This is a genomic window from Acetobacter sp. DmW_043 (assembly GCF_002153485.1).
Classification (GTDB): Bacteria; Pseudomonadota; Alphaproteobacteria; order Acetobacterales; family Acetobacteraceae; genus Acetobacter; species Acetobacter thailandicus.
Window position 1 is genome coordinate 72,425 of record NZ_JOMN01000009.1, and the last position, 26,996, is coordinate 99,420.

Genomic DNA, 26,996 nt, shown 5'->3' on the forward strand with positions numbered 1-26,996 from the left:
AGATGAAGCGTTATTCATTTATTCTGTTACGTCAGAATTTTTTTTGCGTTAAAGTCTCGTAATCATGAAAATGTCTCTTTTTCAGACTTTGCAGCGGGATGTGGCTGCGTACCAGCAGGCCGGACCGGTTGATACGTCGCGCCGGGTTTACGTAGTGCAGGACGTGATGGAGTGTCCCTGCTGCGGCCTGCATCAGAAGTTGCCAGAGCTTAAAGAAGGGACACAGGCCCGTTGTTCGCGCTGCAACCAGTTACTTGATCGCCGTAACAGGACTGCTCCGATCGCGACACCTCTGGCTTTTTGCATTAGTTCTGCTGCTCTTTATATTGCGATGTTATTTTCTACGCTTATGACGCTTGACCTGTATGGCCGTCAGAGAACAGTGGATATGGTTACAGGCCCTATAGAGCTTTTACATGAAGGCTGGGGCGAGGCCGGCATTCTGGTCGGTCTGGTAACGGTGCTGGCTCCTGGTGTGGTGATTGCCCTGATGGGGCTCATTCTGACAACAGCCCTGCGCCCTCAGCTGCCATCATGGGTGCCATACCTCCTGAAATGGTATGAAATCTTACGGCCCTGGTCGATGGTCGAGGTTTATATTCTTGGTGTATTTGTTGCTTACACTAAGCTTGTTGATTTGGCCTTTGTTGAAGTGGGTCCGGCGCTTTACCTGGTTGCTGCTCTGATGGTGTCTATGGCAGCCACAGATGCAACGCTTGATATGGAAATGATATGGCGTAAGCGTAAAATTGACTCTTTTATGCATATGATGAACGGGAGCCGCGTTCCTGTTGAAACGATTACTGCTGACCAGTGTTCAGTCGAGACGCATCCTTTTTCCCGCAGAGTTTCCTGTCTGAGTTGTGGTCTGGTCCTTGCTTTTGATCACGATGTACATCCGAGCAATCCTGAAGGGCATTGCCCGCGATGTTCGCATGTGGTCAGGCAAAGAAAGGCCAACAGTCTGCATCGCACAACAGCATTGCTGATTTCAGCGATTGTTTTTTATTTGCCAGCAAATATTTATCCGGTCATGACAGTGATCAGTCTGGGTAATGGTTCGGGTCATACAATCATTCAGGGCGCAATAGAGCTCTGGCAGAGTGATATGATACCCCTTTCCATCCTGGTGTTATTTGCCAGCGTTACTGTGCCGGTGCTTAAAGTGGTTGGGCTTTCCGTTATGGTTGTGACAATATATCGTCATTCAGCCAAAGGGCTGGTTCTGAGGTCAAAGCTCTTCAGAGTTATCGATGTTGTTGGCCGCTGGTCTATGATTGATGTTTTTATGGTCTCTATCCTCGTTGCTGTTGTCAGGTTTAGTCACCTTGCCAGCATCTCGGCGGATGGTGGCATGGTGTGTTTTGCCGCAGTTGTTGTGCTGACAATTTTTGCGGCTCATACTTTTGATCCGCGCCTGATGTGGGATGCTGCTCAAAAAAACAAAGGTGACCGGAGTTCGCGTGTACTTCAGCCTTCTCAGAAGGCGCTTATGGTTCGCGATGAGAAATTTTATTCAGCTAATATGGAGCCCGACGAGGCGTGAATAAGCAGAATACACATAACAACTCACCGGATCAGGATGATGCTATGCCTGATTCTGCCCTGCGTCGTATCCGGTTTTCAATTATCTGGATCATTCCTGTTCTCTCTATTTTTATTGCAGGTTTTCTGGTCTGGCGTAGTTTTGCCAATAACGGGCCCGAAGTGACGGTGATTTTTGACACTGCTGATGGTCTGACCAGTGGTCAGACACAGGTCAAAAATAAGTCAGTTGTGCTCGGCACTGTCGAGAAAATTATGCTTGTCGATGATATGAGCCATGTTGAGGTTCGTATCCGCATGAATGCAGGCACAAGCTATATGCTGACAAACCGCGCCAGGTTCTGGGTGGTTCGTCCGCGTATTAACGGGGCCAGTATTACAGGTCTTGAGACCCTTTTATCAGGTGCCTATATCGCGTTCGACCCGGGGCTGGTAACGCCAGGTGAGAAAGATCTATGGCATGTTACTCATTTTCGCGGCCTCGAATCACCGCCAGGTATAACCTCTGACCAGCCAGGTCAGACATATTATCTGCTTGCCTCTTCAATCGGGTCTATTGGTACGGGAGCACCGGTTTTCTTCCGTGATATGGTTGTTGGTGAGGTGCTGGGTTACACCATGCCTCCTGGCGGGATTGGGCCAGTACTTATTGAGCTGTTTATTCGTCAGCCTTATGACAGATATCTGCACACAGACACGCGTTTCTGGAACGTGTCGGGTGTCACTGTTGGTTTTGGTGCTGGTGGCCTCAAGGTGCAGTTGCAGTCGTTGCAGGCGTTGTTCTCAGGGGGGGTCGCTTTTGGCCTGCCGCTTAAATATGACACCGTGACGCAGTACGATGCGCCTGAGAATACGTTATTTAAGCTGTATGAGAGCAGGGAAGATGCTGAAACAGCTGGTTATCATGAGCGTGTGCCGCTTGTGACTTACCTGACATCTTCAGTGCAGGGTCTGACCGTTGGCAGCAAAGTGAGCATGTTCGGCCTGCAGATAGGTAATGTGACCAGCGTGAAATTTGAGATGAATGCGAAGACTGATCAGCCTCGCGTTCGTGTTGGTATGCAGATTCAGCCGGAGCGTGTTCTTGACGCTAATAAGCTTAAGCATGGTGCATTAACAGATATTTTCAGAACTCTGGTTCAGCACGGGCTGCGTGCTTCTGTTGACAGTGTGAGTTTTCTTACCGGCGAAAGTATGATCTCGCTCAATTTCGTTAAAAATGCTCAGCCTGCTCAGGTGGAGATGGACGGCACGACCCTCGTTATTCCTGGCCAGCCTGGTGGTATGAATGGCATTATGGAATCTCTCTCCACAGTGGCTGCACGTCTTGCTGGTGTGCCGTTTGAGCAGCTTGGTGTGAACGCAAGCAATCTTCTGGCTCATGCTGATCAGACACTGGTTAGCCCGGATGTGCGTCAAAGCCTGACCAGTCTGAGAGCGTCATTACAGAATCTGCAGGTCATGAGCACCGAACTGCGTAAAGGTACTGCACCACTGATGCAAAGCCTGCCTGCCATGACGAAGCAGCTTGAGCAGACAATCGCGAATGCCAACAAGCTTATGGGCAGTTATGGCAAGAACACAGACTTCTATCGTAATATGCAAACTATGATTCTTCAGTTGAGTCAGACCGCCCGTTCTATGCGTTTCCTGGCTGATTTTCTGACAAATCATCCTTCTGCGCTGATATCAGGACGTTAAGCCATGAAAATGCTTTTTGCTCTTCGGTCTGCCCGTTCTTTTTCTGGGCGCCGTTCTTTTTTATCTGGTTTTGCAGTGCTGAGTGTTATGGCAACATCACTTACAGCCTGCTCTTCAGGTGCCAATCCGGCATTTTATACGCTTGCCGTTACACCCGGGCAGCCTTTATCAGGTGGTCCGCGTTATGTCGAAGTGCGGCTTCCTACCATTGCCTCTGGCCTGGATCGGGATCGTATTGTAACGGCTGATTCAGGTTATCGACTGACACTTTCTCAGAATGATGCCTGGAGTGACTCTCTCTCTGCTCAGATAAGTCATGCTCTGGCAGGTGATATTGCACAGCGTTTGCCCGGCTCAGCTGTTTTTGCTGAGAATGATGCTGTTTCAACGCAGCCGGATGCTTATGTCGAGCTTTCGGTCACTCACTTCAGTCGGGGGCCGTCTGGTCGTACGCAGCTTGAAGCGATTTTGTCAGTGCGTGCAATTGATACAAATCAGCCTTTTTATATGCAGCGTCTGACTCTTGAGGGGAAGGCTCCGTCTTCTTCAGCTGCTTTGATTCAGGATATGAGTCTGCTGCTGGGGCAGTTATCTGATACAGCGGCAACTCAGCTGAGAATGTTGCAGGCAGATCAGGCCTCCCGGCAGGTTACGTCTCAGTAAATAAAAAGCTTTAGACTGGTTATAAAAAAAGGGAGCTTCCTTACTGAAGCTCCCTTTTTTTGTCTGGCTTTGCCTCAGGCAGTGCCTGTACCAAATTCTTTATCATGGTCAATGAGCGGAATAGGGTAGTCACCGGTAAAGCACGCATCGCAATAACGATCGCGGCAGGATTCACGGCTTTCATAGCCCATAGCACGGTAGAGGCCGTCCTGAGAGATAAAGGCAAGGCTGTCAACGCCAATCAGTTCAGCCATTTTCTTCAGGTCGTGCTGTGCGGCGAGCAGCTGGCTGCGCTCAGGGGTATCGATACCATAAAAGCAGGAGTGCTGAGTTGGCGGAGAGGAAATGCGCATGTGCACTTCTTTCGCGCCGGCAGCCCGTACCATGTCGACGATTTTACGTGAGGTTGTGCCGCGTACAATTGAATCATCGACCAGAATAACGCGCTTACCATTCAGAGCGGGGCGGTTTGTCGAATGCTTCATTTTAACGCCCAGGTTTCTGATCTGGTCAGTGGGCTCAATGAAGGTACGGCCAACATAGTGATTGCGGATAATACCCAGCTCGAAAGGAATACCGCTGGCTTCAGCATATCCCATGGCAGAAGGCACACCTGAATCCGGTACAGGCACAACGATATCTGCCTCAACGCCACTTTCGCGGGCAAGTTCCTGACCGATCTGCTTTCTGACCGCATAAACCGGCAGCCCCTCAAGGACAGAATCGGGACGTGCAAAGTAGATATATTCAAAGATACAAAAATGGGGTTTGGTCTGACCAAACGGGCGCAGAGAGCGCACGCCATCATTATCAATAATGACAAGCTCGCCTGGTTCGATATCTCTGACGAACTCTGCGCCGATAATATCAAGACCACAGGTTTCAGACGCCAGAACCCAGCTGTCGCCATCACCATCTGTACCGGTCAGGCGCCCCAGAACCAGCGGGCGAACGCCCATAGGGTCGCGGGCACCGATCAGGGCATCACCTGACAGAACAACCAGTGAGTAAGCACCGGTAACACGTTTTAGAGCGTCAATCAGGCGATCTTCAACAGTTGCATAGAGAGAGGTCGCGATCAGATGAACAAAGACCTCTGTATCCATGGTGGACTGAAAGAGGCATCCGCGCAGGATCAGTTCTTTACGCAGTGTTTCTGAGTTTGTCAGGTTACCATTGTGGGCAACAGCCAGGCCACCAAAGGCGAACTCAGCAAATAAGGGCTGCACGTTGCGTAGCAGTGTTGCGCCTGTTGTGGCGTAGCGGTTGTGCCCGATGGCACGGTTGCCTTTAAGTGTTGCCATAACGCGCGGGTCACTGAAAACGTCGCTGACGAGTCCCAGTCCGCGGTGGGAGTAGAATTCAGAGTTGTCATCGCATGAGACGATACCAGCTGCTTCCTGGCCACGGTGCTGGAGAGCATGCAGGCCAAGAGTAGTCAGAGCGGCAGCATTTCTGGCGTTCCAGATGCCAAAAACAGCACATTCTTCGTGCAGATGATCATCATCATGTGCTGATGGTACGGGGGGTAAGGAACCGGGGGCATTCATGAGTAAGAAGGGTCTCCGCAGAAAGCCGAAAAAGTGCCAAATGAGCTATAAGGTGGCGTCATGACCTGCTGTGCGATCTGGCGCAACCCCTTTTGTCGTAAAATCAGGCATAAAAGGCTGAATGTAAGCGACTCCCATCCGGATATAGGGTGTAAATTTCCCTTTATTTTCAATATCATGGATATCTTCCGGGGGTAAAAGCCACTGTGCAGACACAAAAAGCAATAAAACCAGAAGGACCCCGCGCGCAAGTCCAAAAAGGGCACCCAGTGTGTGGTCGAGCCCCTGAAGGGCTGATTGATGAATCACCCGAACGATCAGGGAAGAGGCGAATGAAGCCACGACAAGCAGCACGAGCATCAGTAAAATAAAGGCGGTAATATCTGCCACAGTATGGTCGTGGATGAAGGAGCGGGTCCAGGGAATCAGGTTAGTATAGTAACGGCAGGCCAGTAGCAGAGCGATAACCCATCCCCCTATGCCAAGTGCCTGCCTGGCAAAGCCCCGTATAAGGCCATGCAGCACAGATAAAGTAACGAGGACAAGCGCGATAATATCGATCGCAGCCACGTTCAGTCTTCTCCTGTAGGGAGTGAGTAAGACGCCGCGGCAACAATATGCGTATTGACACGGCGCAGGTCACGTAAAAGGGTGAGCTGATAGGTCACCACTTCCTCCCGCAGATTATATTCAGCTGATGAATTGCTGTCTCCGGGCTGTTTGCGCAGGCGCTCAAAATAGGCAGCGGTTGCTGTTGATTCAAGTGTTCGGAAAAAATCCTTCTGGCCTGCCAGTGGGTTGGTCTCCGAAGTGTTTTGTCGTAGCAGAACAGTCGCGCAGATATTCAGGTTGCGTGCGAGCTGATCCATCATTTTCTGCACGGGCACCTGAAGTGACGGAGGTAAAGAAATACGCTGGCGCGCCATTTTTTGTACCATAGGCACAAGGCTGCGTTCTACAATGTCTTCAGCATGCAGGAGCTGATTACAGAATGCCAGAATTTCCTCAGCGGCCTCCATTTCCGGTTCACTGGCAGTTTCGGGGTCGAGCCCGGCCAGATAAGAACGGATAGACGCGCCCAGATCTTCAATGGCGTTGCCTAAGGGGCGGGCTGATGCTGCACGGGACGGGTCAGTCGTGTTCATACCTTCGCCCATAGTCGCGAGCATGGTTACAAGAAGGTCACACAGCCGCATGGCTTCGCGGGCGGCACTGCCAATGGCCAGCTGAGGCGCCTTATCAAGGAGGAGTGTGTCCAGATAGCGTGGAGTGCCAGGAGATTGTTTTTTGTCATCCGGAATGTCCGGGATGAGTTTTTCCATTAATCTGGTATATATTTTCAGGGCGGGTAGCATAATAACCGCGAGGCCAACATTAAACAGAGTATGGAAGTTGGCTACCTGGCGGGCGGCATCAGGTTCGAGGCGTGTAATCAGGGTGCTGATCCATGGCAGAACCGGCAGCAGCATACATGCTCCGACGATACGCACCAGCAGGTTACCCATAGAAATACGGCGGGCAATAGGGCTGGTACGGTTCCCTTCCATTACTGGGTTAATGGAGGTACCGATATTGGCACCCAGAATAAGGGCCAGAGCTGTTTCCGGGGTGATGGTGTTGCTGGTTGCAAAGGTTGAAACCAGCATAACCGTGGCAACAGAAGAATGGCTGAGCCAGGTAATGACAGCTCCCAGCAGAATAGCGGCAATATCATGTGAGCCCATAGAGGCCAGAACCGCCGTAAACTCTGCTTTATGAGTATATGGCCCAAGCAGAACCAGAAACTGTCGCAGTGAGATCAGGATCAGTCCCAGGCCAATAAAAGCACGGCCTGAATCGCGCCAGGCACCCTGACTGCGGCGAAAGAGCATGACTCCGGTTAATACAAATGCCGGTGCGATGGAGGAGACATCAAACGAAAGGAGCTGAACAATGAGTGTGGTGCCAACATTGGCACCCAGCATAACAGCCAGAGCCGGTGCCAGCTCAAGCTGGCCACGTCCTGCCAGGCCTGTAATCATCAGTCCTGTTGCGGTTGAAGACTGAAGGATGGCTGTTATGCCAAGACCTGTCAGAAATGCCTGAAAGCGATTGCCCAGCATACGGGCCAGCAGGCTGTTAAGGCGTGCACCGCAGGCTCGCTGTACGCCGGTCTGCACCATATGTACGCCCCATAACAGCAGCGCGATACTTCCGGCCAGATTAATAAGCGTTAGCAGAGCCACGTTATGGGCGTTCCTTTTTCTTATAAAAACCGTCAGCCCGGGTTTTTATAAGAAAAAATCCAGGCTGATAGTCTCAGATAGTGAAGTATCTCGCATGTTTGTTCATAATAACAAGCGCAGATGTTGATTGTTCCGGGTGAAGCTGATCACCGTCTGTCAGAGATACCCCAATATCAGGTGCATTCAGCAGCTTGAGAATAGGGTGCTGATCTTCCAGGCGCGGGCAGGCCGGGTAGCCGAAAGAATAGCGTGACCCACGATAGCCCTGCTGAAGCAGTTTTTCCATATTACGGTCGTCTTCAATGGCAAAGCCAAGTTCTGAACGAATGCGCTTGTGGGTATATTCCGCCATAGCTTCAGCAATTTCAACTGAGAGACCGTGCAGGTAGAGATAATCCTGGTAGCGGTTCTCTTCAAACCAGTCGCGGGCAATGTCAGAGGCTTTCTGCCCCACGGTAACAACCTGCAGGGCGACAACGTCACGCTGTGCGTCAGAAATATCACGCACAAAGTCAGCAATACATTCACCATCTTCACGTGGCTGACGAGGCAGAGTAAAGCGTGCGGCTTCCGTTATGCCATCTTCATCAAATAAAACGAGGTCATTACCATCGCCTGCGGCTTTCCAGTAGCCGTATGACGCCTGCGGTGTGAGTATATTATCTGCCGCGGCGATGTCGATCATCCGTCTGAGCACAGGTCGAAGCTCCTGTTTCGCCCATACCATAAACTCATCGAGCGAACGGCCCTGCTTTCTGAACCCCCACTGGAACTGGTAGAGTGAGCGCTCATTGAGGAAAGGAATAACCGCCTCTGTCGGAACAGAGAGGATTTTATTACCCCAGAAAGGCGGGGTCAGCACAGCCTCATCCTGTGTCAGTCTGGTGCGTCTGGCGCGGGCGGCTTCGCGGTCGACCGGACCATAACCGCGTGTAATGCTGTCTTCAGGTGTACGGGCAGCCTGACGTTTTGCTTTGCCCTCACGACGCTTGCTGATAGCGGAGAGATAGTCATCAAAGCGGTTTTGCGTAATCTGGTCCATTAACGTGAGGCCATCAAACGCATCACGGGCATAAGCGACCCGCCCTGAAGGGTTGTAGGAGGCTACGCAGTCTTCTTCAACATAGTTGCGGGTCAGTGCCGCCCCTCCAAGAAGAACGGGAACGTCGAGCCCGCCACGGGTGATTTCTTCGAGGTTTTCACGCATAATCACTGTTGATTTAACCAGCAGACCTGACATGCCAATGGCATCGGCCTTTTCGCGTTTTGCAGCCTCGATCATGTCAGCTACGGGCACTTTAATACCCAGGTTCACTACGCGGTAGCCGTTATTGGTCAGAATGATATCAACCAGGTTTTTGCCAATATCGTGTACATCCCCCTTAACCGTTGCCAGGACGATTGTGCCGCGCTGCTGGCCTTCGGCCCGATCCATATGAGGTTCAAGCCAGGCAACAGCAGCCTTCATAGTTTCGGCAGACTGAAGCACAAAAGGCAGCTGCATTTTACCCGCGCCAAACAGCTCACCAACTACTTTCATACCGTCAAGAAGTACTGTGTTGATGATGTCGAGTGGTGACATTTCTGTCATGGCTTCTTCAAGGTCTGCTTCCAGGCCTTTTCGGTCACCGTCAACAATGCGGTCTTTGAGTCGCTCCTGCGCGGTGTCTGCTTTTTTACGCTTGACGGCTTCAGATGCCTTCCGATCCGCAAACATGGCAAGCAGAGTTTGCAGCGGGTCATAATCTGCTGTGCGGCGGTCAAAGATCAGATCTTCTGCAACTTTGACTTCTTCTGGCGCAATCATGTGCAGCGGGCGGATTTTTGAGACATGCACAATGGCAGCCGTCATACCGGCCTTGACTGCATGGTCGAGATAAACAGAGTTGAGTACGGCACGTGCTGCCGGATTCAGACCGAAGGAAATATTGGAGAGACCAAGAACAATCTGTACATCCGGGAAGTTGTCACGGATCAGTTTAATGCCTTCAAGTGTCCACACCCCAAGCTTACGGTCATCTTCAGCACCGGTGGCGATGGTGAAGGTCAGCGGGTCGATCATCAGGTCAGACTGCGGCAGTCCGTACTGATCGCAGGCAAATTCGATCAGACGCTTTGCGATACGCAGTTTGTCTTCTGGTTTGCGGGCCATCCCTTCTTCATCAATGGTCAGAGCAACGACTGCGGCACCGAATTTACGGGCGAGGGCCATGCGGTCTGCTGCCGGGCCGTCTCCGTCTTCAAAATTGATGGAGTTGATGATGGGTTTGCCACCATGCAGCTTCAGGGCGGCTTCGATCACGGGTGTTTCGGTTGAGTCAATGACCAGAGGGGCGTTAACTGATGAGGTGAAGCGCCTGATCACTTCATTCATTTCTGCTGTTTCATTACGCCCGACAAAAGCGGTACAGATGTCGAGGGCGTTTGAGCCTTCTTTGGTCTGCTCGCGACCAAGCGAGACGCAGCCGTCCCAGTCGTGAGATTCCTGAAGTTCACGCCATTTTTTAGACCCGTTGGCATTGCAGCGCTCGCCAATAGAGAAATAGGCGTTTTCCTGTCTCAGTGGTACCTGGTTATACAGACTGGCGACTGAAGGAACCCACACAGATGTGCGTCTGGCAGGGGCCGGGCGGTGGTGGCCAGTGCCCTCTGCGCGGCGGCGCAGCATGGCATCAAGAGCCGCGATATGAGGTGTCGATGTGCCACAGCAGCCGCCAATAAGGTTAAGGCCGTCTTCGTTAATAAAGCGCTCGACCCATGCGGCCATCTCCTCGGGGGAGAGAGGGTAATGTGTCTGACCATCAATCAGTTCAGGCAGGCCTGCATTAGGCTGTACAGAGATCAGGCGTGGCCAGTTTTCGGAAAGCCAGTGCACGTGCTCTGCCATTTCCTGCGGGCCTGTGGCGCAGTTAAGGCCCATCAGGTCAACGTCCAGGCTGTGAATAACCGTGGCTGCGGCGGCGATGTCAGGGCCAACCAGCAGAGTGCCTGTTGCCTCAACGGTTACCTGCACAAAGATAGGCAGATGTACGCCCATTTCTGCACGGGCAGCTTTCATGGCGTTGACAGCCGCTTTGATCTGAAGGGTGTCCTGGCAGGTTTCTATCAGAAACGCATCGACACCGCCTTCAATCAGGCCGCGTCCCTGCTCAGTCAGTGCGGCTTCAAGAGTGTCGTAATCAACGTTACCCAGAGAGGGAAGTTTTGTGCCAGGGCCTACAGCGCCCAGAACATAGCGGTGGCGGCCATCAGAGAAGCTTTCAGCGGCCTCACGTGCCAGAATGGCAGAATTACGATTGATCTCGCGGGCTTTGTCTGTCAGTCCGAACTCGCTTAATGTTATCGGAGAGCCGCCAAATGTATTGGTCTCGACCATATCAGCACCGGCTTCGTAATAACCGCGATGGATTTCACGAATCAGTTCAGGGCGTGACAGAGTAAGAATTTCAGTACAGTTTTCCTGTCCCCAGTAATCGCGTGTCAGGTCCAGATCGAGCATCTGAATACGCGAGCCCATTCCACCATCGCAGAGCAGGACGTGTTCACGCAGGGCATCAGAGAGAGAGAGACGAGAGGGCATGGCATCCATGGAGCGAAAAGAGGAGGGAGGGGACGGGCAGGCAGCAGCGCTGCGTGACGCTACCTTATTTCAGAGACAGGCGTCTCTGTCCACCGCAAGGCTGCGGTGGAGAGGGGAAGAGGACAGGCGAGTGCCTCTGTTCGTCGTGGCAGAGGAGAATGTTCCGGCTCAGCGGAATCAGAGTGCCGCAGTATTTATCAATTTTACGCCACATTCTGATCTGCTGCAGAGCTGGGCAGAAAGCCGTGTCTGGTATGGTCCTCTGGTAAGGCACGGGCGCGCATGTGCATGTTGTGTTAATCCGTTTGATATAGACCAGCTTCTGGCGAAAATATTTCGCGATCGTGCAACGGGGCAATGTTGTTTTTTTACACAAGTATTTCTTATTTGTGAAAAAAATGTCATAAACGAGGTGTGCGATATGGTTGTGCAAAGCCGCGTTGTGTCAGGAATGTACGGACTTAAGGATAGTTTGTGAAAATTTTTGAGTGATTTTTCAATGTGGTTCAGTTAGGTGTCAAAGCTCTGTTGCACAAAAAAACACCTGATTTCTGATTATTATTTTTTTCAAAGAGTTATATTCTCTCTGATTGTGTGACAAAAAGTTTTTAACGACACGAAATGTTTGCGTTTTATCAAAAGGGTTGTTCGTGAATCATTCTGACAATGTTCCGGAAGTCTCTGGCTCTCAGTCACATACTGATATGGGTGAAGAACGCGTATCACCCGCTATTATCCGGTTGCGTGCTGTTATTGCAGCGGCGCGGTTTCATGGGCTTGAGCTTGATATACGGGATTTTGCGGCAGAGCCAGGTGAGGTCAGCCCGTCTCCTGCAACGTTGTGCCGCTGGCTGAAAGAGCAGGGTGCTGCCGCCAAGGGGATGCAGATCAAGTGGCGCTATCTTGTCAGAATGTCGAATTCGCCCCCTATTGTTCTGCTTTTTAAAGATGGATCAGCAGCCATTATGGTCAATACAACGCCCGACCGCGGTGTTGTCTGGCTGCGTGATCCCCTGAAGGGGGAAGAGACACCCCCGGTACCAGTTGACGAGCTGCGCCTGAGCCGTATCTGGACAGGTGAGATCGTTCTGGTGAAAGCACGAGAGGGGCAGTCAGAAGCTGATGCGCCAATCAGTTTCGCCTGGTTTACCAAGATGGTGTTGCGTGAGAAGAAATCCCTGCGTGATATTGCACTGTCGTCAATGACATTAAGTGTACTGCAGATTTTTCCGCCGCTTATCGTGATGCAGATTATTGATAAAGTTATTAATTATCACTCGATGTCTACTCTGGTGGCGATTACCGGTATGATCGTCGTGTTTTCAGTTTATGAAATTCTTTTGTCTTATGCACGGCGTGAGGTTTCCCTCGTTCTGACAACCCGTGTTGATTCACGTTTATCTCTTAATATTTTTAATCGTCTTGTGTCGTTACCTCTTGAGTATTTTGAGCGGCAGCAGGCGGGTAACCTTCTTGGTCGTGTCATGGCTATTTATAAAGTGCGTGACTTTTTGACCGGCAGGCTTATGACCACTTTTCTGGATTTGTTTACTCTTGTTGTAATTTTGCCGTTTCTGTTCTTCTTAAGTTCGACGCTGGCCTGGATGACAATAGGTGCCGCTGGTTTTATCGGGCTCATTGTAGTGTTGTTTACAGGCCCTGTTACTAAAGTCATGCAGCATCAGATGCTTGCTGAACGTGATCGTTCTGCGATTCTTTATGAGACTGTCGCTGGTATTCGTACTCTCAAAACGCTGGCTCTTGAAAACAGCCGTAAGCATGTGTGGGATGAAATGACAGCCCGCGTCGTGCGCTGGAAGCTTGCTGCCGGACGTATGATGAACTGGCCACAAACGCTGGTGATGCCGCTGGATTTGTTTATTAGTCGCGGCATTCTTATTGTTGGCGCTTATCTCACGCTGACAAGTCCCGGTACAGTAGGTATTGGTGCGCTTGTTGCGTTCATGATGCTGGGTGGTCGTGTTGCGTCTCCGCTTGTTGGCCTGGCCAAGCTGATGGATGATTATACGGAAGTGATGACCTCCTTAGGTGAGGCGGCTTCGGTCCTGAATCAGCCGACAGAGACAGTTGCGCTGACAACAGGAATGCGCCCGGCTATTAAAGGCGCTCTTGTTTTTGATGGCGTTAACTTTACCTATCCCGGCGCGACAAGTCTGGCGCTTAAAGATGTGAACTTTCAGATTCCTGCCGGCACTATGCTGGGTCTGGTCGGGCGAAGTGGTTCAGGTAAATCAACCATAACCCGTCTGCTCCAGGGTGTCAGCCGTTCTTATACGGGTTATCTGCGTCTTGACGGTATTGACCTGCGGGAAATTAACCTTACCCATCTGCGTCGTTCCTTCGGTGTTGTGTTGCAGGATAACTTTCTGTTTCGTGGTACAATCCGTGAAAATATTACGGCGGGTCGTCCGGGCTATACGATTGATGATGTTATGCGTGCAGCACGTATGGCTGGCGCTGAGGAGTTTATTGAGCGTATGCCTGCAGGGTATGAGACCTTTATTGAAGAGGGCTCGACTAATATTTCCGGTGGGCAGCGTCAGCGTCTTGCTATTGCCCGTGCAGTCATCACCGATCCGAAACTGATGATTCTCGACGAGGCAACATCAGCTCTCGACCCTGAGAGTGAAGCACTGGTGAATGCCAACCTGGAACGTATAGGCAAAGGGCGCACGATGGTCATTGTGTCGCACCGTTTGTCATCGCTTGTGAACTGTGACCAGATTTGTGTGATGGATAAGGGGTCTGTCGTTGATATAGCGCCTCATGATGTTTTGCTTGAGCGGTGTGATATTTATCGTACGCTCTGGATGCAGCAGAACCGTCATACACATGGTAGTGCCGTGGATGATACCTCCCTTATCGCGGAAGGAGAATAAGCCATGAGCGAGAAGGATATTATTCCCGCAGGGCAGCCTCAGTCACAGGAACCTGTTCAGTATGAGATGCCAGATGAAACAGCTACAGCTTTTATCCGGCAGGCAGATGACCCCTACGCTCCTGGTGACCTGCCTATAGGCCTGCTTGAGTTTCATTCGCCTACTGCGGCTCTGGTTAACATGCCGCCAACGGCATCAGCACAGTATATGATCTGGCTGATCGGTGCACTGATGCTCTCGACCCTGACAGTTATGGTTGTTTTTCCGCTTGATAAAGTGGTTTCAACGTCAGGACGGCTGATTTCAACGGAAACACCAATAGTTATTCAGCCTCTTGATGCGTCAATTGTACGTTCTATTAAGGTGCGTGAAGGTGATTACGTTCGTAAAGGCGAAATATTAGCTGAGCTTGATCCGACAACAACCGGTGCTGATATTGATAATATGCGTGCCCAGACAGATCAGTACCAGGCTGAGGTAGATCGTCTGCTGGCTGAGGCTGATGGCAGGACGTATACGGCTACAGCTCAGAATCTTGCATCAGCTCAGCAGGCTGAAGCCTTTATTCGCCGTCAGGGTGAGTATAATGCCAAGATTACTAATTATGATAAAATGATCGCCAGCCTTCAGCATGATATGAAAGGGTATCAGGCAAGTGCAGCTATGTATGCAGCGCAAAGTAAAGTCGCAGCAGATGTGCACTCTATGCGTATGCAGCTGCAGAAAGATCAGGTTGGCAGTAAGCTTTCAACGCTGAGTGCCCAGAATGCCCTGATGGATATTGAGCGTTCGCAGATCGCTGCACAGCAGCAGGCGGCATCAACCAGCAATAAACTTGCGGCACAGACTTCAGAAAAAGAGAGTTATATTCAGAACTGGAAGGCTGAGGTTTATCGCGATCTGAATACTGCTGAACATCATCTGGCTGAATCAAAAGCATCATATCGTAAAGCAGTTCTTCACAGTCAGCTTGTGATTATGAGGGCCCCTGAGGACTCAATTATTCTTAGTCTGGCCAGAGTGTCTGTCGGCGGTGTTCTCTCTGCCGGGCAGCGTATGATGACCCTGATTCCGGTTGGTAAGGGGCTTGAGGTTGAGACTGTTCTGTCCGGTAAAGACGTTGGTTTTGTAAAGCTGGGTGACAAAGCTCTGGTTAAATTTGAAACCTTCCCTTTTCAGCAGTATGGCGGTGCAGAGGCTGTTGTCAGAACGATTAGTGCGGACTCCTTCGTTCAGGATGAGGATGCGCAGCAGGTCGGTGTCTCACTTGATCCGAAAAACCAGGCGTTTTTCAGGGTTCATATGAGAATTGATAAGTACACTTTACATGGCGTTCCGAGTTTCTTCCATCCTCAGCCTGGTATGCCAATAACAGCGGATATTAAGGTCGGTAAGAGAACGATTATGCAGTATATGCTTAATACGATCATGCCGCTTATGAACCAGGGAATGCGCGAGCCGTAAAAGAAGAGTTGCGGTTCAGGCATACAATATAAGGGTAGTCATTATGGTCGTAAGCTTAATCAAACGGATGGTCGGACGCGATGGGTCTGCCGAGGCCCGTCTTGAGGGAGCAAAGGCTCTGATGGCTGCCCCCGAAACAGCCATTAAGGGTTTTTCGCAGCTTTCTCTGCTTGCTCGTGAAGATATCCCTGAAGCGCAGTTTCTTGTTGCCGATGCTTATCTGACAGGTAACGGGGTGCCACCCAACCTGCCGGAGGGGGTACGCTGGATGCGCCAGGCTGCACGTAAAGGCTGGCCTAAAGCTGGTTTTACGATGGCAACATTGTATCTGAACGGTTTGCCGGCCAGTATTGAAGATCAGGGCAGCTCCGGTGCTCTTTTTGGTGCGAGCTCGCCTCTTGTTGAAAAAGGTGAGCCTAATTTTCACCGGGCCGCGGTCTGGGCTAAATTGTCGGCTGAGCTCGGTGATGTCGATGGCCAGGCAATTTATGGTTATGTGCTGTGTAACGGGCCTGAGGATGTCAGAAATCCTGAAGAAGGCCGAAACTGGTATCGTAAGGCTGCTGAAGCGGGAAATGCTCAGGGCCACCTTGGGCTGGGGCTGCTGACACTGGGGACAGCCTCTTCTCAGGATGATTATATTGTCGCAGCGCAGCACCTGAGAAAGGCTGCTGATGCTGGTTTATCTACAGCATTATATCTGATGGGTGTGATGTATGAGCATGGCATGGGTGGCTGCTCTGCTGATGAAGGTGCCGCTTTTTCATATTACAGTAAAGCTGCCGAGCAGGGTGTTCCAAAAGCTCAGGCTCGTTTGGGTGTAGCCTTAATGGCTGGTAGCCACGGTATGGAACGTGATGTCGTGCGCGGAGAGACCTGGCTCAGGCGTGCAGCATTAGGCGGTGATGCAGAGGCGGCGGCTACTCTGGGCGATCTGTACGGTCGCGGTGGTGATTTGCCTCCAAATTATGTCGAGGCTGTTTCGTGGTATCAGCAGGCAGCAAAAGCCGGTCATGCAGCTGCCAGTTATACGCTGGGGACCCTGTTTAAAGAGGGCGTTGGTGTTGCCAGGGATGAGCGTGAAGCTGAGCGCTGGTTCAGGCTCGCAGTCGAGCAGGGGCACAATCACGCAACCATTGATCTGAGCAATATGCTGCTTCAGGGGCAGGCTTCTTCCGATATAAGCGCTGACCTTATTCAGGTATATCGTACAAAGGCTGAACAGGGTGATGCTTTGTCAGCTTTTAATCTGGCCGTGTGTCTTATTCAGGGGGTAGGCACAGAGCAAAGCTATAAGAGTGATGCAGAGGCACTCAGATGGCTGCGTATTGCAGCTGATAAAATTGTTAATGCACAGTACTGGTATGGTATTCTTACTCTGCATGGACGTGGCACGGATAAGAACCCCGAAGCAGGTCGCGCCTGGCTCAGAAAAGCTGCCGAGGCTGGTATGACAGATGCCCAGGTTGCTTATGCTGATCTTCTGGTGAATGGCACTGGTGGGCCAATGGACCACCAGCAAGCACTGGAGTTATATAAAAAAGCAGCGGCTCAGGGGCACGTGTGGGGAATGTTCTCGCTTGGTGCAATGTACGGCGGCGGGCACGATGTGCCTGAGGACCTTGTCGCTGCGCAGCAGTGGTTCAGGAAAGCGGCGGAGAAAAATAACCCTCCTGCACAGTTGATGATGGGACGTTACCTTGCTGCCGGCCGCGCTGGTGAGCAGGATACAGAACAGGCAAAAATATGGTATAAAAAGGCAGCAGCCCAGGGCATCTCTGAAGCAGCGGCTGAGCTTGCAAACCTTGAGGCTGCTGAGGCTGAGACCCGTGTTCCTGCCGCCAGTCATGACGGCTGAGCAGCAGGCCGGTCTCTTTATTTGAGTATCAGAAAAGCCAGGTTTTTCTTATGAGCGGGTCTTCCGGAGCAGCACTGATCTGGCAGGATGTGACACTGAGCGCCCGGTCCCGTGCGGTCATTGCCAGTCAGCAGGCGCAGAAAACCTATTATAGTGGTCTGAAAGCCTGGGCAGAGCGTGACTACGCAACTGCCAGAGACCTTCTTGAATATGCTAACAGGCAGGCTCCTGAAAGCCAGCATGTCATGTTTGCCCTGGTGCTTGCACGCCAGATGACAGGAGATCTGTCTGAAGCAGAAATACTTCTTTCTGCGTTATTGTCAGAGTGTGATTTTAAAGAAGGGTGGATGCTGCTTTCAGGTTTGCGCCTTGAATTGCAGGATGTCGCTGGTGCGTTAGCCGCTGCAGAGCATTTGTTGTCTCATTTTTCCTGTAATGCAGATATCGCTGATTTTGTCAGCAAAATTTACCATCTTAATGGGGCCGCAGGCTGGTGCGGGCTTGAGGGTAATGGTCAGATCAGGTGGGGGAGCCGTTCTCCGTTAAAGCCTGTCAGTGTATGTTATGACGATACGGTTCAGCCTGTATGCCGGAGAGGGAAAGAATGGTTTTGCCCCGAAGGCTGGCAGCATGCTGAGGTTGTCTCAGTTATATTTTCCGGTGGTGATCATTTCTTTGGTAATGATTTCAGGCCAGAGCATATTATAAAATGCGAGGGCTTTGTTGAAGAAGAGGCAGAAGGTCTCAGAGGCTGGGCCTGGTTTCCTTATGACTCGCAAAGAGAGCCTGTGCTCAAAGTGATTGATGTGCAGAGCGGTAAAACTCTGCAGCATGTTCATGCAACAGTTCTTGACGAAACAGGCGGGGCTCAACGTCCGGGCGCCATGTACCGTCATTTTTCACTTTCGCAGCATGAGCTGCCTGCAGGTTTTATAAGTGTCAGGGATGAAAATGGCCGCGACCTGGCAGGCAGCCCGCTTTTTCCGGGGCAGAAGGCCCGGAGTGCGGTTGCGGTTGCCAGGTACCTTGCCGGCATGCGCCTTACTGCATCAGAGGTTTTTTCTTCGTCTGATAAAGGTGTGGCTGAAAGCTTTCTTCCCGTTCCGGCCCTGACAAACAATATTCCCGCACCCGAGGTTTCAGGGCAGCGAGCACCTCTTGCCATTATTATTCCTGTATTTCGTGACCTGACGTGTACCAGGCGCTGTCTTGAAGCTGTCAGAAAGACAACTCAGGGTATAAAAATTCAGGTTCTGGTTATCAATGATGCTTCCCCCGAGAGGGAGCTGACCGATTTCGTTAACGCTTTTTGCGAGAAGTATAATTTCTCCTGTCATCAGAATGAGCGTAACCTTGGTTTTCCCGGTACAGTTAATAAGGGCCTGAGGGCTTTAGCGGGCCATGATGTTATTTTGCTCAATAGTGATACATGCGTCGCGGAGGGCTGGCTGGCAGAACTGAGGCGGATTGCTTACCGTGATCAGCAGACAGGTACGGTGACACCATTTTCAAACGATGCCAGTATTTTGTCATACCCGTCGCATGAGAGAGAAAACGCTGAACCTGATGCAATGCAGACAAGGGTTTTCATGGCTGCAGCACTGGTAGCCAATAAAGGGGTGTCATATGACATCCCGACAGGTCACGGATTTTGCCTTTATATACGTCATGATTGCCTGAAGCAGACAGGATTGTTGCGCGAAGATGTTTTCGCCCAGGGATATGGCGAAGAAAATGATTTTTGTATGCGTGCCCGTGCTCTGGGGTGGAAGCATAAAGCCGCACCAGGAGTATTTGTCGCACATACAGGGGCAGCCTCATTCGGCAGTGCCCGGGCAGATCTGATGGCACGCAATGCTGATATTCTTGAGGATCTGCACCCTGGGTATCATGCTCTGGTGACAGACTGGATCAGGCGTGATCCGCTGTCTGAGGCGCGCCGGCGTTTTGATCAGGTGCGTTTTCGCGCACGTGGGGTGGCTGCCCGCGTGTGTAAAAAAACAGTTTTACTGGTTACGCATCATCACGGCGGAGGAGTTGAGCGGGTTATTCAGGAGCGGGCCGCCAGTTACAGGAAGCGTTCTTTTCGGGTTTTAATTCTCAGGCCATCAAAAAAAGGATGCCTTATTGAAGATAGTACTGCCCCTGAGGATTTTCCGTCTTTGGTTTTTACGTTGCCTGATGAGCATGCCGGGCTGCTCGATCTTTTACAGCATGAAAATGTTCAGAAGGTAGAGCTGCATCATCTGCTTGGTCACCATCCGTCAATTGCACACCTTGCAAATGAATTATGCTGCTCCTGTGATGTGTTTGTACATGACTATATGTGGTTTTGTCAGCGTATCTCGTTGCTTGACCCATCTGGAAACTATTGTGGCGAGCCGGATCTTTCAGGGTGCGAGCGTTGTATTTCTACTGGCGGCAATAATATAGAAGAAGATATTAGTGTTGCAGTATATGTACAGCGCTCTGCATCGGTTCTCAGTATGGCAGATACTGTATATGTACCGTCTCGTGATACTGCGCAGAGAATGTTGAAACATTTTCCCGAAATCACCTGTGTGGTAAGACCTGCTGAGAAGAGAGTAAAGAGAGCAGAGTTGCCAGGTCGTGGCAAACAGGCAACGGCAGGACATTATGTTCCTGCCGATGGTTTTTTAAAAACACCCAGGCAGGCAGAATCCCGGCGTTTACGGCTATGTATTGTGGGCGCGGTTGGCCGGGAAAAAGGGTATGATGTGCTGTATCAGGCTGCTCTTGATGCGGCTCTCCGGGATTTGCCACTTGAATTTGTTCTGGTCGGGCATACCCCTGATGATACTCCTTTGCTGAATACTGGTCGGGTTTATATTACCGGTCGGTACAAAGAGGGTGATGCAGTCACATTACTGGAATCTATACAGGCAGATGCTGCATTTTTACCATCAGTCTGGCCAGAAACATGGTGTTTTACACTGGAGCTTGCCTGGAAAGCAGGGTTGTCTGTTATTGCATTCGATCATGGTGCGCCTGCTGAACGCATTCGTGCTACAGGGCAGGGCGTTGTGATTAATCCGCATCTCAGAGGTGCAGAGCTTAATGAGATGTTGATAAAAAGCATAAATATAGGCAATAAATAGAACGAGATGAGATCACAGGAGCATTCGCTTCTTTATTCACTGATATTTAAACTTATTTTTGTAAGTTTTAAAAAAAATTCCTGATTGAATGAGGATTTATGTCTAGTAACCAGGCGTCGGCGCAGCAGAAAATTTCGGATTTAAAAGTCTCAGGATCTCTGATGACTCTTCAGACGGGCCTGTTCTGTGTGTATTCTACACCAGGGCAACAGCCTCCGTCAGCCTCTGGCCTGCCTGGTGTACGCATTTCGCAGCCACCTGTGAAAAACACAGCAAATGTCGAAATTCTGACGTTTGATAGTGAAGGCTGGATGAGCACAGTTAATGGTGCAGCTCTGATCAGGGTGCATCAGGGTCCGGCTCAGGTCATGGTTACAATTTATCAGGAAGATGGTTCGCCGCACGAAGCGCCCCGTCTTCAGGTCGTTCAGCTCAGCGCGCAGTCTGACGCATCGGCAGCACCGCTGGTTGCTTCAGCAGCAACAAAGGGTCAGGCTGCTAAAGGTGCTGTTGTCTCACAGGAGGCTGAGGCCTCAGTGAAACAGGATGAAGTTGAAATAGGTGCGCATATTCAGCGCCGGGGTGATGTTGCCGCGCGCCTTGGTGAATGGATGGGTAAGCCGGGCAGTCGTGCCTGGATTGAAGGTTTTGGTGTGGCTCCCGCTTCGCTGATCGCTCCGGCTGATATTGAATATCAGGCTGTTCTGGGCAAAGGCTGGTTGTCACCATGGGTTGCCGGCGGGCAGTATTGTGGCAGCCGTGGTATGGCGCTTCCTATCCTTGGTTTGCGTGTACGTCTCAAAGGTCAGGCTGCGAAAAAATTTGAATGCCGTATTACAGCAACCTTTACAGATGGTACAGAGATCGGACCAGTTTCTGGTGATGAGCCCGTTGAAGCAGCATCTCTTGCTCCGCTTGAGGCTTTTTTACTTGAAATTATTCCCCGTGGCAGTGCTGGCAAAAAAGCTAAAAGCCTGAAGGCTTCGGCTAAGGCAAAAGCAGAGGCTGAAGCTGAACTGGCTGTGCTGCTCGACGAAGAGGACGGTGATATCTTCGAGGCAGATGATTTTGATCTGTTCATCGAAGAAGAAGGCGATTCTCCGGTTACAGAGGTTATTGAAGAAGAAGAAATTATAACGCCTAAAAAGCGTAAAACCTCTGCCCGAAAAGCGAAAGCTGTGGCCGTGAAAGCTGTGGCGGTGAAAGCGGTGCCAGCCGTACCAGCACGTCGCGGCAGGCCAGCTGCCCCGAAAGCAGAAAAGCCTGTTTCCGTTCCACGTAAAACAACCCGTGGACGTAAACCTGCTTCTCGCCGATAAACTATAATGACCCGGCTGTATGGCCGGGTTTTTCATTTATTATTAAAATAAATATTATAGGTATTTTTCTTGAAGTATCTTTTTGTACACCAGAATTTTCCTGGTCAGTATTTACATCTCGTGAGGCACCTTGCACGCGAGGAGAAGCATGAAATTGTTTTTATCAGTGAAGATAATGATAATGTTATCTCCGGTGTCCGGCGGGTTCGTTACCGTATGCCCCGTCCTGTCGCTGAAGGCGCCCATTCAGGCGTAAAAGAACTTGAAGCTGGTATGATCCGTGCTGAAGCAGTCGCTGCTGCGGCTGTGACACTCAGGCAGCTTGGTTTCACACCAGATATTATTATCGGCCACCATGGCTGGGGTGAATTGCTGAACATGCAGGATGTTTATCCTGATGTACCTGTGCTGGGTTATTTCGAATTTTATTATCATTCAGGCCCCGGGTTTGATGTCGATTTTGACCCTGAGTTTCCTATGGATCAGGCTTTCAGGTCGCTGGTGCGGGCAAAGAATGCAATTAATCTTCTGGCACTTAACAACCCCGGTTATGGACAGACACCTACTCTTTTTCAGCTAAGTACGTATCCTGATTGGGCACAGAAAAAAATTCATGTGCTAAAAGAGGGTGTTAATCTTGAAAAGTGTAAAGCTGATAAAACACTTGCCCGAAAAGACGTCGTTTTTGGTGATATAACGATCAAACCAAAAGATAAGCTTGTTACTTACGTCGCTCGTGGCCTTGAGCCTTATCGTGGTTTTCATGTGTTTATGCGTGCACTTCCCAGCCTGCTTGAGCAGGAACCAGATGTCAGGGTGTTGCTGGTAGGTGGTGATGAGATCAGTTACGGGGCGAAGCTGCCAGCAGGCTGCTGGCGTGAGATTATGCTACGTGAGCTTGAGGGGCAGACAGACCTCTCTCGTGTACATTTTCTTGGCAAGGTGCAGTACGAGACTTTCCTGACACTTATCAAACGCTCTGATGCTCATGTTTATCTGACTTATCCGTTTGTGGTGTCATGGTCTCTGCGTGAGGCGATGGCTGCTGGTTGTGCAATTGTCGGGAGTGATACAGCCCCGGTCAGAGAACTTATCAGGGATGGAGAGACAGGTGTTCTGGTACCTTTCCATGAGCCTGAAGCGATTGCTGATGGTATCGTCAGGGTACTTAATGACAAAGTGCTGGCCCGTACTATTCGTAAAGGGGCGCGGGCTGAGGCTGAACATTCTCTGAATATAGAGCATTCTATTGCAGAATATAAAAAACTGATCGACCACATCATTACAGATAATGCTAGCCGTCTGAAAAAAGATAAACCTGAGGTTATTTCTCAGGAACCTGCATCAAAAAAATCTCATGCAGTTAAAGCGCCTGCCAGGGGGAAGACAACACGGAAGGTGGCGTCAGCCAGTGCCGCTGCGAGTAAAAAAACATCTGTCAGAATGTCACGCAACATGAAGGGACGCAAAGCGCCTCTTAAACCTGCGTGAGGTTTTGCCTGATATCTGTGTTGCATCAGATATCAGGTCTTTCAAACTTTATGAGGGCAGGGAGCTATTAATCTGACCCGCCAGGATAACAACCAGCTTACGCATCAGGCTTGCGACATTTGCATCTGAACTGACTGAGCCTGAAGTTACAATGTGTGCTCTTTGCTTCACAATGGGCTGCTTCATATCTGCAGGCAGTACACTCCAGTTAGCGTCGAGTACAGCCTGGCCATGCGTATCAATATCAAAGCGTGATATATTAATCTGTACCCGCCAGGTGGCAGCTTCAGGGACGGGCTGATCTGTAATAAGTTCGTCAGGGTGGGAGAGAGCGATCTGATTTGTAATCAAATCGGTAACGCCGACCGAAAGCCTTGTAGCCCAGCGCCCTTTATCGCTGCGGACTATTTTTTCCTGATCACGCAGCACCATATCCTGCGTGTCCATATAATCAGGCAAAACAACCCGCGCGATCTGAACGGTTGGTGTATGCGCTGATAAAGATGGCAGAGATGCTGCCGCAGGCCCGTTGGGTGTGCCCAGTGTATAAAAACTCAATGGCGGGGCTGAGGAGGCGCAGCCGGCCAGCAGCAGCGACACACCCATAGCAGGCAGAGCAAGGCGACGGATCAGGAATGTCATTTGCGGCGTCCCATCAGAAGGAGTTGCGGATTACGTTCAACATCGCCAGCAAAGCCACGGAGTGACGCCGCGGCGGCGGCGATGTCGCGTAAGGCGGCATCCATGTTGGCGCGGTCAACAGAACGAGGCGAGAGCATACCCTGCAATGAATCGAGCGTCTTTGTGGCAGAGACCAGTGTTTTGTGCAGGTCTTCACCACGGGAATTGAGCTGAGAGTTACTGGTTTCAAGCAGGGTATCAAGATGGATTAATGTCGCATCCAGCTTTGTTTGCAGGTTGCGGATCGCCTCGGTGGTAACCGTTAATGTCTGATGCGAGTCATCAGATGTTGTTTTCAGGCTTGAAATAAGAGGAGGAAGATCTTTATTCAGGCTGGCCAGGAGTAAATTGGCTGACGCAAGCGTATTGTCTGCACGGTCAGCAATTTTATTAAAGGGTATCTGACCAAGTGAGGTTCTGAGCTTTTCAACATCAGAAAGGCGAACAGGAATTTCCGGCAATGTTGCAATGCGCGGATGCAGATTTCTGGGCGCATTTTTATCAAAATCAAGATTAATATTGTACTGGCCTGTTACAAAACTTTGCATGTTCAGTTCAGCATGCAGGCCATTGGCAATGAGTTTGTTGACGTCAACCGGGGAGTTCTTGTTTGAGCCGTCAACAACATGAACCTGGTCGGGGTCAAGCGTGATAGTCACCGGAATATAGGCTTTATAATCCTGCGGATCAAAAGAGAGCTTGATGTTCTGAACAGAACCGACTTTAACCCCGCGAAAAGTTACCGGAGCGCCCAGGCTAAGCCCGTTAATTGAACTCTGAAAAATTACGACGGCTTCACGGGTCGGTGTGAACAGTCTCATATGGCCAAATGAAATGATAATGCCCAGCCCCAGTGCTGCACCGCCGGTGACAAAGACGCCAAGCAAAGTTTTACGGTGATGTGTATCAGCCATAGTCGATTAGCCTCTTGTTTGGGGGGCAGATGAGAGGTCTGCTGCACGGTTCATAAAAGAAACGACCGTCGGGTTTGTGTTGTGGTCGCGCAGGGCACGAGGTGCACCATGCGCAATAGGTTCGCGCGCCTGGGCATCAAGAAAAATACCATCATCCGCAAGCTTAAACAGGCTTGGGAGTTCGTGACTGACGATAACAATCGTTGCGCCAAGCCCGTCACGGAGAGTCAGGATCAGTTCATCCAGTCTGGCAGAAGTAATGGGGTCAAGCCCAGCCGACGGTTCATCAAAAAACAGGATATCGGGGTCGAGGGCAATGGCACGGGCAAGCCCTGCGCGTTTGCGCATACCACCCGAGATTTCAGAAGGCATCAGGTTGATGGCATGCTCCATACCGACCAGACCGAGTTTCAGCTTAACCAGGCGATGGATCATGTCTGCAGAGAAAGAGGTGAACATCTCCATAGGCAGGGCGACGTTTTCACCGATTGTCATTGAGCTCCACAGGGCACCACTCTGAAACAACACGCCAAAGCGGTGGTTAAGCTCTGTGCGTCTTTGTTCGTTCTGTGCCCAGTAATCCTCGCCACCCAGCAGAATCTGCCCGGATGCAGGGCGTAACAATCCGATCATACTTTTCAGCAGCGTACTTTTGCCGCAGCCTGACCCGCCCATAACGGCAAAAATAGATCCACGCCTCAGGTCGAAGGAAATATTTTGCTGAATAAGCTTAGGGCCAAAAGCAATTTTCAGATCACGGACTGAAATAAGTGTTTCATCGTGTGTCATGGTCAGAAGTCCAGCACTTTGGCAATGACAGCAAATACGGCATCCATAGCGATAATACCGACAATGCCAATCACGACAGCCCGGGTTGCTGCAATACCAACATCTGCTGCGCTGCGCCCGGCTTTAAGACCAACCCGGCATGAGGTCAGGCCAATATAGCCTGCAAAGAAAAACGCCTTTACAAATCCAAACACGAATTCATGTAAGGAGACACCGTTTATGGTGGTGACCCAGTAGCCAATGGCTGAGGTGCTCATCATGGTCATAGACACGACGAAACCACCCAGAATAGCGATAAGCGTACCGTATACGTAGAGTACAGGCATCATCACAGACAGTGAGAGGATGGAAGGCAGCAGAATGTAGGTGGAGACAGGAATGCCAAAGACCTGCAGAGCGTCAATCTCTTCATTGGCCTGCATTGTCGAAATGCGCGCAGCGTAAGCGCCGCCGGTGCGGCCAGCCATAATAATGGCGGTCATGATGGCAGAAATTTCACGGGCACATGCGATGCCAACCAGGTTCGCAACATATATCTCTGCTGCGAAGCGGCGTAATTCGATCAGCCCGACAAAAGCCAGAATAGCACCAATAAGAAAATTAACAATTCCGACAATCAGCAGGGCTGAGGGGCCGGCATTCCAGATATCTGTAGCCAGGTCTTTCACCCGCATCCGGCTTTTGCCGCGCAGAGCCTGAAGGGTTCCTTTAACAGTCTGAATGCCCAGATCTGTGAGAGTGCCAGTCTCTTCAAGGGTCTGAAGTGTTTTGTCACCGACTTTTTCGAAGAAAGGCAGAGGCTTTTTATAATCGGCCGCTACTTCCACCGCTTTTTGCGGGAGCAGAGAAAGAAGATTTCTTGCTGCCGGGGGCAGGGCTGAATCGTCCAGTTCAAGCTGCGCTGCGGCTACTTTTTGTTTTACATCCCACAGGAAAGAGATGAAGCCGGAGTCCCATCTGCCCAGAGCCTGCGTATCAATGACACAGCTTTTACAGGGTGTTCCCCCGTTCAGATGCTCAGTGTTAAAAACTGGAATATCATCGCTTCTGCTATTCCAGTTTCCGCCAACATACAGGACCATCGTCGTGTCATGCACATCAAGAGACCATTCTGGTCCTCCTGGCGGTGCGGTGCGGGCCTCTGAAGGCAATGGGGGCTGTGTGCTGGTCATGATATGTGACGACATTAAGGCAGAA

Annotated in this window: 18 protein-coding genes; 10 read left to right on the forward strand and 8 right to left on the reverse strand. The window is 50.8% G+C overall.

Features of this window, described 5'->3' with window-relative positions; genetic code table 11:
- The first annotated feature begins 64 nt into the window (after positions 1-64).
- From HK11_RS03380 to HK11_RS03390, 3 genes are read left to right on the forward strand one after another with little or no spacing between them, the layout of a single operon-like run.
- Entirely contained in the window at positions 65-1,546 is a 1,482-nt protein-coding gene (locus HK11_RS03380) for a paraquat-inducible protein A (protein WP_233133287.1), read from the forward strand.
- Between the two features lie 44 nt (positions 1,547-1,590).
- Positions 1,591-3,246, forward strand: coding sequence for an intermembrane transport protein PqiB (locus HK11_RS03385; protein ID WP_086553971.1), 1,656 nt, complete (start codon positions 1,591-1,593; stop codon positions 3,244-3,246).
- Positions 3,247-3,249: 3 nt separating this feature from the next.
- Positions 3,250-3,909 carry a membrane integrity-associated transporter subunit PqiC gene (locus HK11_RS03390; RefSeq protein WP_086553928.1) on the forward strand — a complete coding sequence of 220 codons (660 nt, stop codon included), beginning with the start codon at positions 3,250-3,252 and terminating at the stop codon, positions 3,907-3,909.
- A gap of 74 nt (positions 3,910-3,983) precedes the next feature.
- On the opposite strand, the gene purF is transcribed toward HK11_RS03390, so the two are convergent.
- From purF to metH, 4 genes are all read right to left on the reverse strand, one after another.
- Positions 3,984-5,459 (reverse strand): amidophosphoribosyltransferase, encoded by a 1,476-nt coding sequence (gene purF / locus HK11_RS03395; protein ID WP_086553929.1) that lies wholly within the window; start codon positions 5,457-5,459, stop codon positions 3,984-3,986.
- Between the two features lie 45 nt (positions 5,460-5,504).
- Complete coding sequence (locus HK11_RS03400; RefSeq protein ID WP_086553930.1) at positions 5,505-6,029, reverse strand: CvpA family protein; 525 nt, start codon at positions 6,027-6,029, stop codon at positions 5,505-5,507.
- Positions 6,030-6,031: 2 nt separating this feature from the next.
- Positions 6,032-7,684, reverse strand: a complete 1,653-nt coding sequence (locus HK11_RS03405; protein WP_158092779.1) for a Na/Pi cotransporter family protein — start codon at positions 7,682-7,684, stop codon at positions 6,032-6,034.
- 73 nt (positions 7,685-7,757) lie between these two features.
- Positions 7,758-11,273 (reverse strand): methionine synthase, encoded by a 3,516-nt coding sequence (gene metH, locus HK11_RS03410; RefSeq protein ID WP_369822915.1) that lies wholly within the window; start codon positions 11,271-11,273, stop codon positions 7,758-7,760.
- Between metH and HK11_RS12535 the strand changes: the two genes are divergently transcribed.
- The 7 genes from HK11_RS12535 to HK11_RS03445 all read left to right on the forward strand — a co-directional run bounded on the left by HK11_RS12535 (position 11,272) and on the right by HK11_RS03445 (position 23,415).
- Positions 11,272-11,742 (forward strand): hypothetical protein, encoded by a 471-nt coding sequence (locus HK11_RS12535; protein ID WP_086553932.1) that lies wholly within the window; start codon positions 11,272-11,274, stop codon positions 11,740-11,742. The genes metH and HK11_RS12535 overlap by 2 nt on opposite strands.
- A 226-nt stretch (positions 11,743-11,968) precedes the next feature.
- Positions 11,969-14,164: a peptidase domain-containing ABC transporter gene (locus HK11_RS03420; RefSeq protein WP_086553973.1), complete on the forward strand. Its 2,196-nt coding sequence runs from the start codon at positions 11,969-11,971 to the stop codon at positions 14,162-14,164.
- A 3-nt stretch (positions 14,165-14,167) separates the two neighbouring features.
- The gene (locus HK11_RS03425) at positions 14,168-15,628 is read left to right on the forward strand and encodes an HlyD family type I secretion periplasmic adaptor subunit (RefSeq protein WP_086553933.1); all 1,461 of its coding nucleotides are present in this window, start codon (positions 14,168-14,170) and stop codon (positions 15,626-15,628) included.
- Between the two features lie 43 nt (positions 15,629-15,671).
- On the forward strand, positions 15,672-17,486 hold the full coding sequence (locus HK11_RS03430) for a tetratricopeptide repeat protein (RefSeq protein ID WP_086553934.1): 1,815 nt from the start codon (positions 15,672-15,674) through the stop codon (positions 17,484-17,486).
- A 50-nt stretch (positions 17,487-17,536) separates the two neighbouring features.
- Positions 17,537-20,605 (forward strand): glycosyltransferase, encoded by a 3,069-nt coding sequence (locus HK11_RS03435; protein WP_086553935.1) that lies wholly within the window; start codon positions 17,537-17,539, stop codon positions 20,603-20,605.
- 161 nt (positions 20,606-20,766) lie between these two features.
- Positions 20,767-21,924, forward strand: coding sequence for a hypothetical protein (locus tag HK11_RS03440; RefSeq protein WP_233133288.1), 1,158 nt, complete (start codon positions 20,767-20,769; stop codon positions 21,922-21,924).
- A 69-nt stretch (positions 21,925-21,993) separates the two neighbouring features.
- Positions 21,994-23,415 (forward strand): glycosyltransferase family 4 protein, encoded by a 1,422-nt coding sequence (locus HK11_RS03445; protein WP_086553937.1) that lies wholly within the window; start codon positions 21,994-21,996, stop codon positions 23,413-23,415.
- A 48-nt stretch (positions 23,416-23,463) separates the two neighbouring features.
- Here the strand turns inward: HK11_RS03445 and HK11_RS03450 are convergent, their stop codons facing one another.
- From HK11_RS03450 to HK11_RS03465, 4 genes are read right to left on the reverse strand one after another with little or no spacing between them, the layout of a single operon-like run.
- Positions 23,464-24,057 carry a membrane integrity-associated transporter subunit PqiC gene (locus tag HK11_RS03450; protein WP_086553938.1) on the reverse strand — a complete coding sequence of 198 codons (594 nt, stop codon included), beginning with the start codon at positions 24,055-24,057 and terminating at the stop codon, positions 23,464-23,466.
- Complete coding sequence (locus HK11_RS03455) at positions 24,054-25,010, reverse strand: MlaD family protein (protein WP_086553939.1); 957 nt, start codon at positions 25,008-25,010, stop codon at positions 24,054-24,056. Before HK11_RS03455 ends, HK11_RS03450 begins: the two co-directional genes overlap by 4 nt.
- A gap of 6 nt (positions 25,011-25,016) precedes the next feature.
- On the reverse strand, positions 25,017-25,799 hold the full coding sequence (locus HK11_RS03460) for an ABC transporter ATP-binding protein (RefSeq protein WP_086553940.1): 783 nt from the start codon (positions 25,797-25,799) through the stop codon (positions 25,017-25,019).
- A gap of 2 nt (positions 25,800-25,801) precedes the next feature.
- Positions 25,802-26,971, reverse strand: coding sequence for an ABC transporter permease (locus tag HK11_RS03465; RefSeq protein ID WP_233127804.1), 1,170 nt, complete (start codon positions 26,969-26,971; stop codon positions 25,802-25,804).
- Positions 26,972-26,996: the final 25 nt, after the last annotated feature.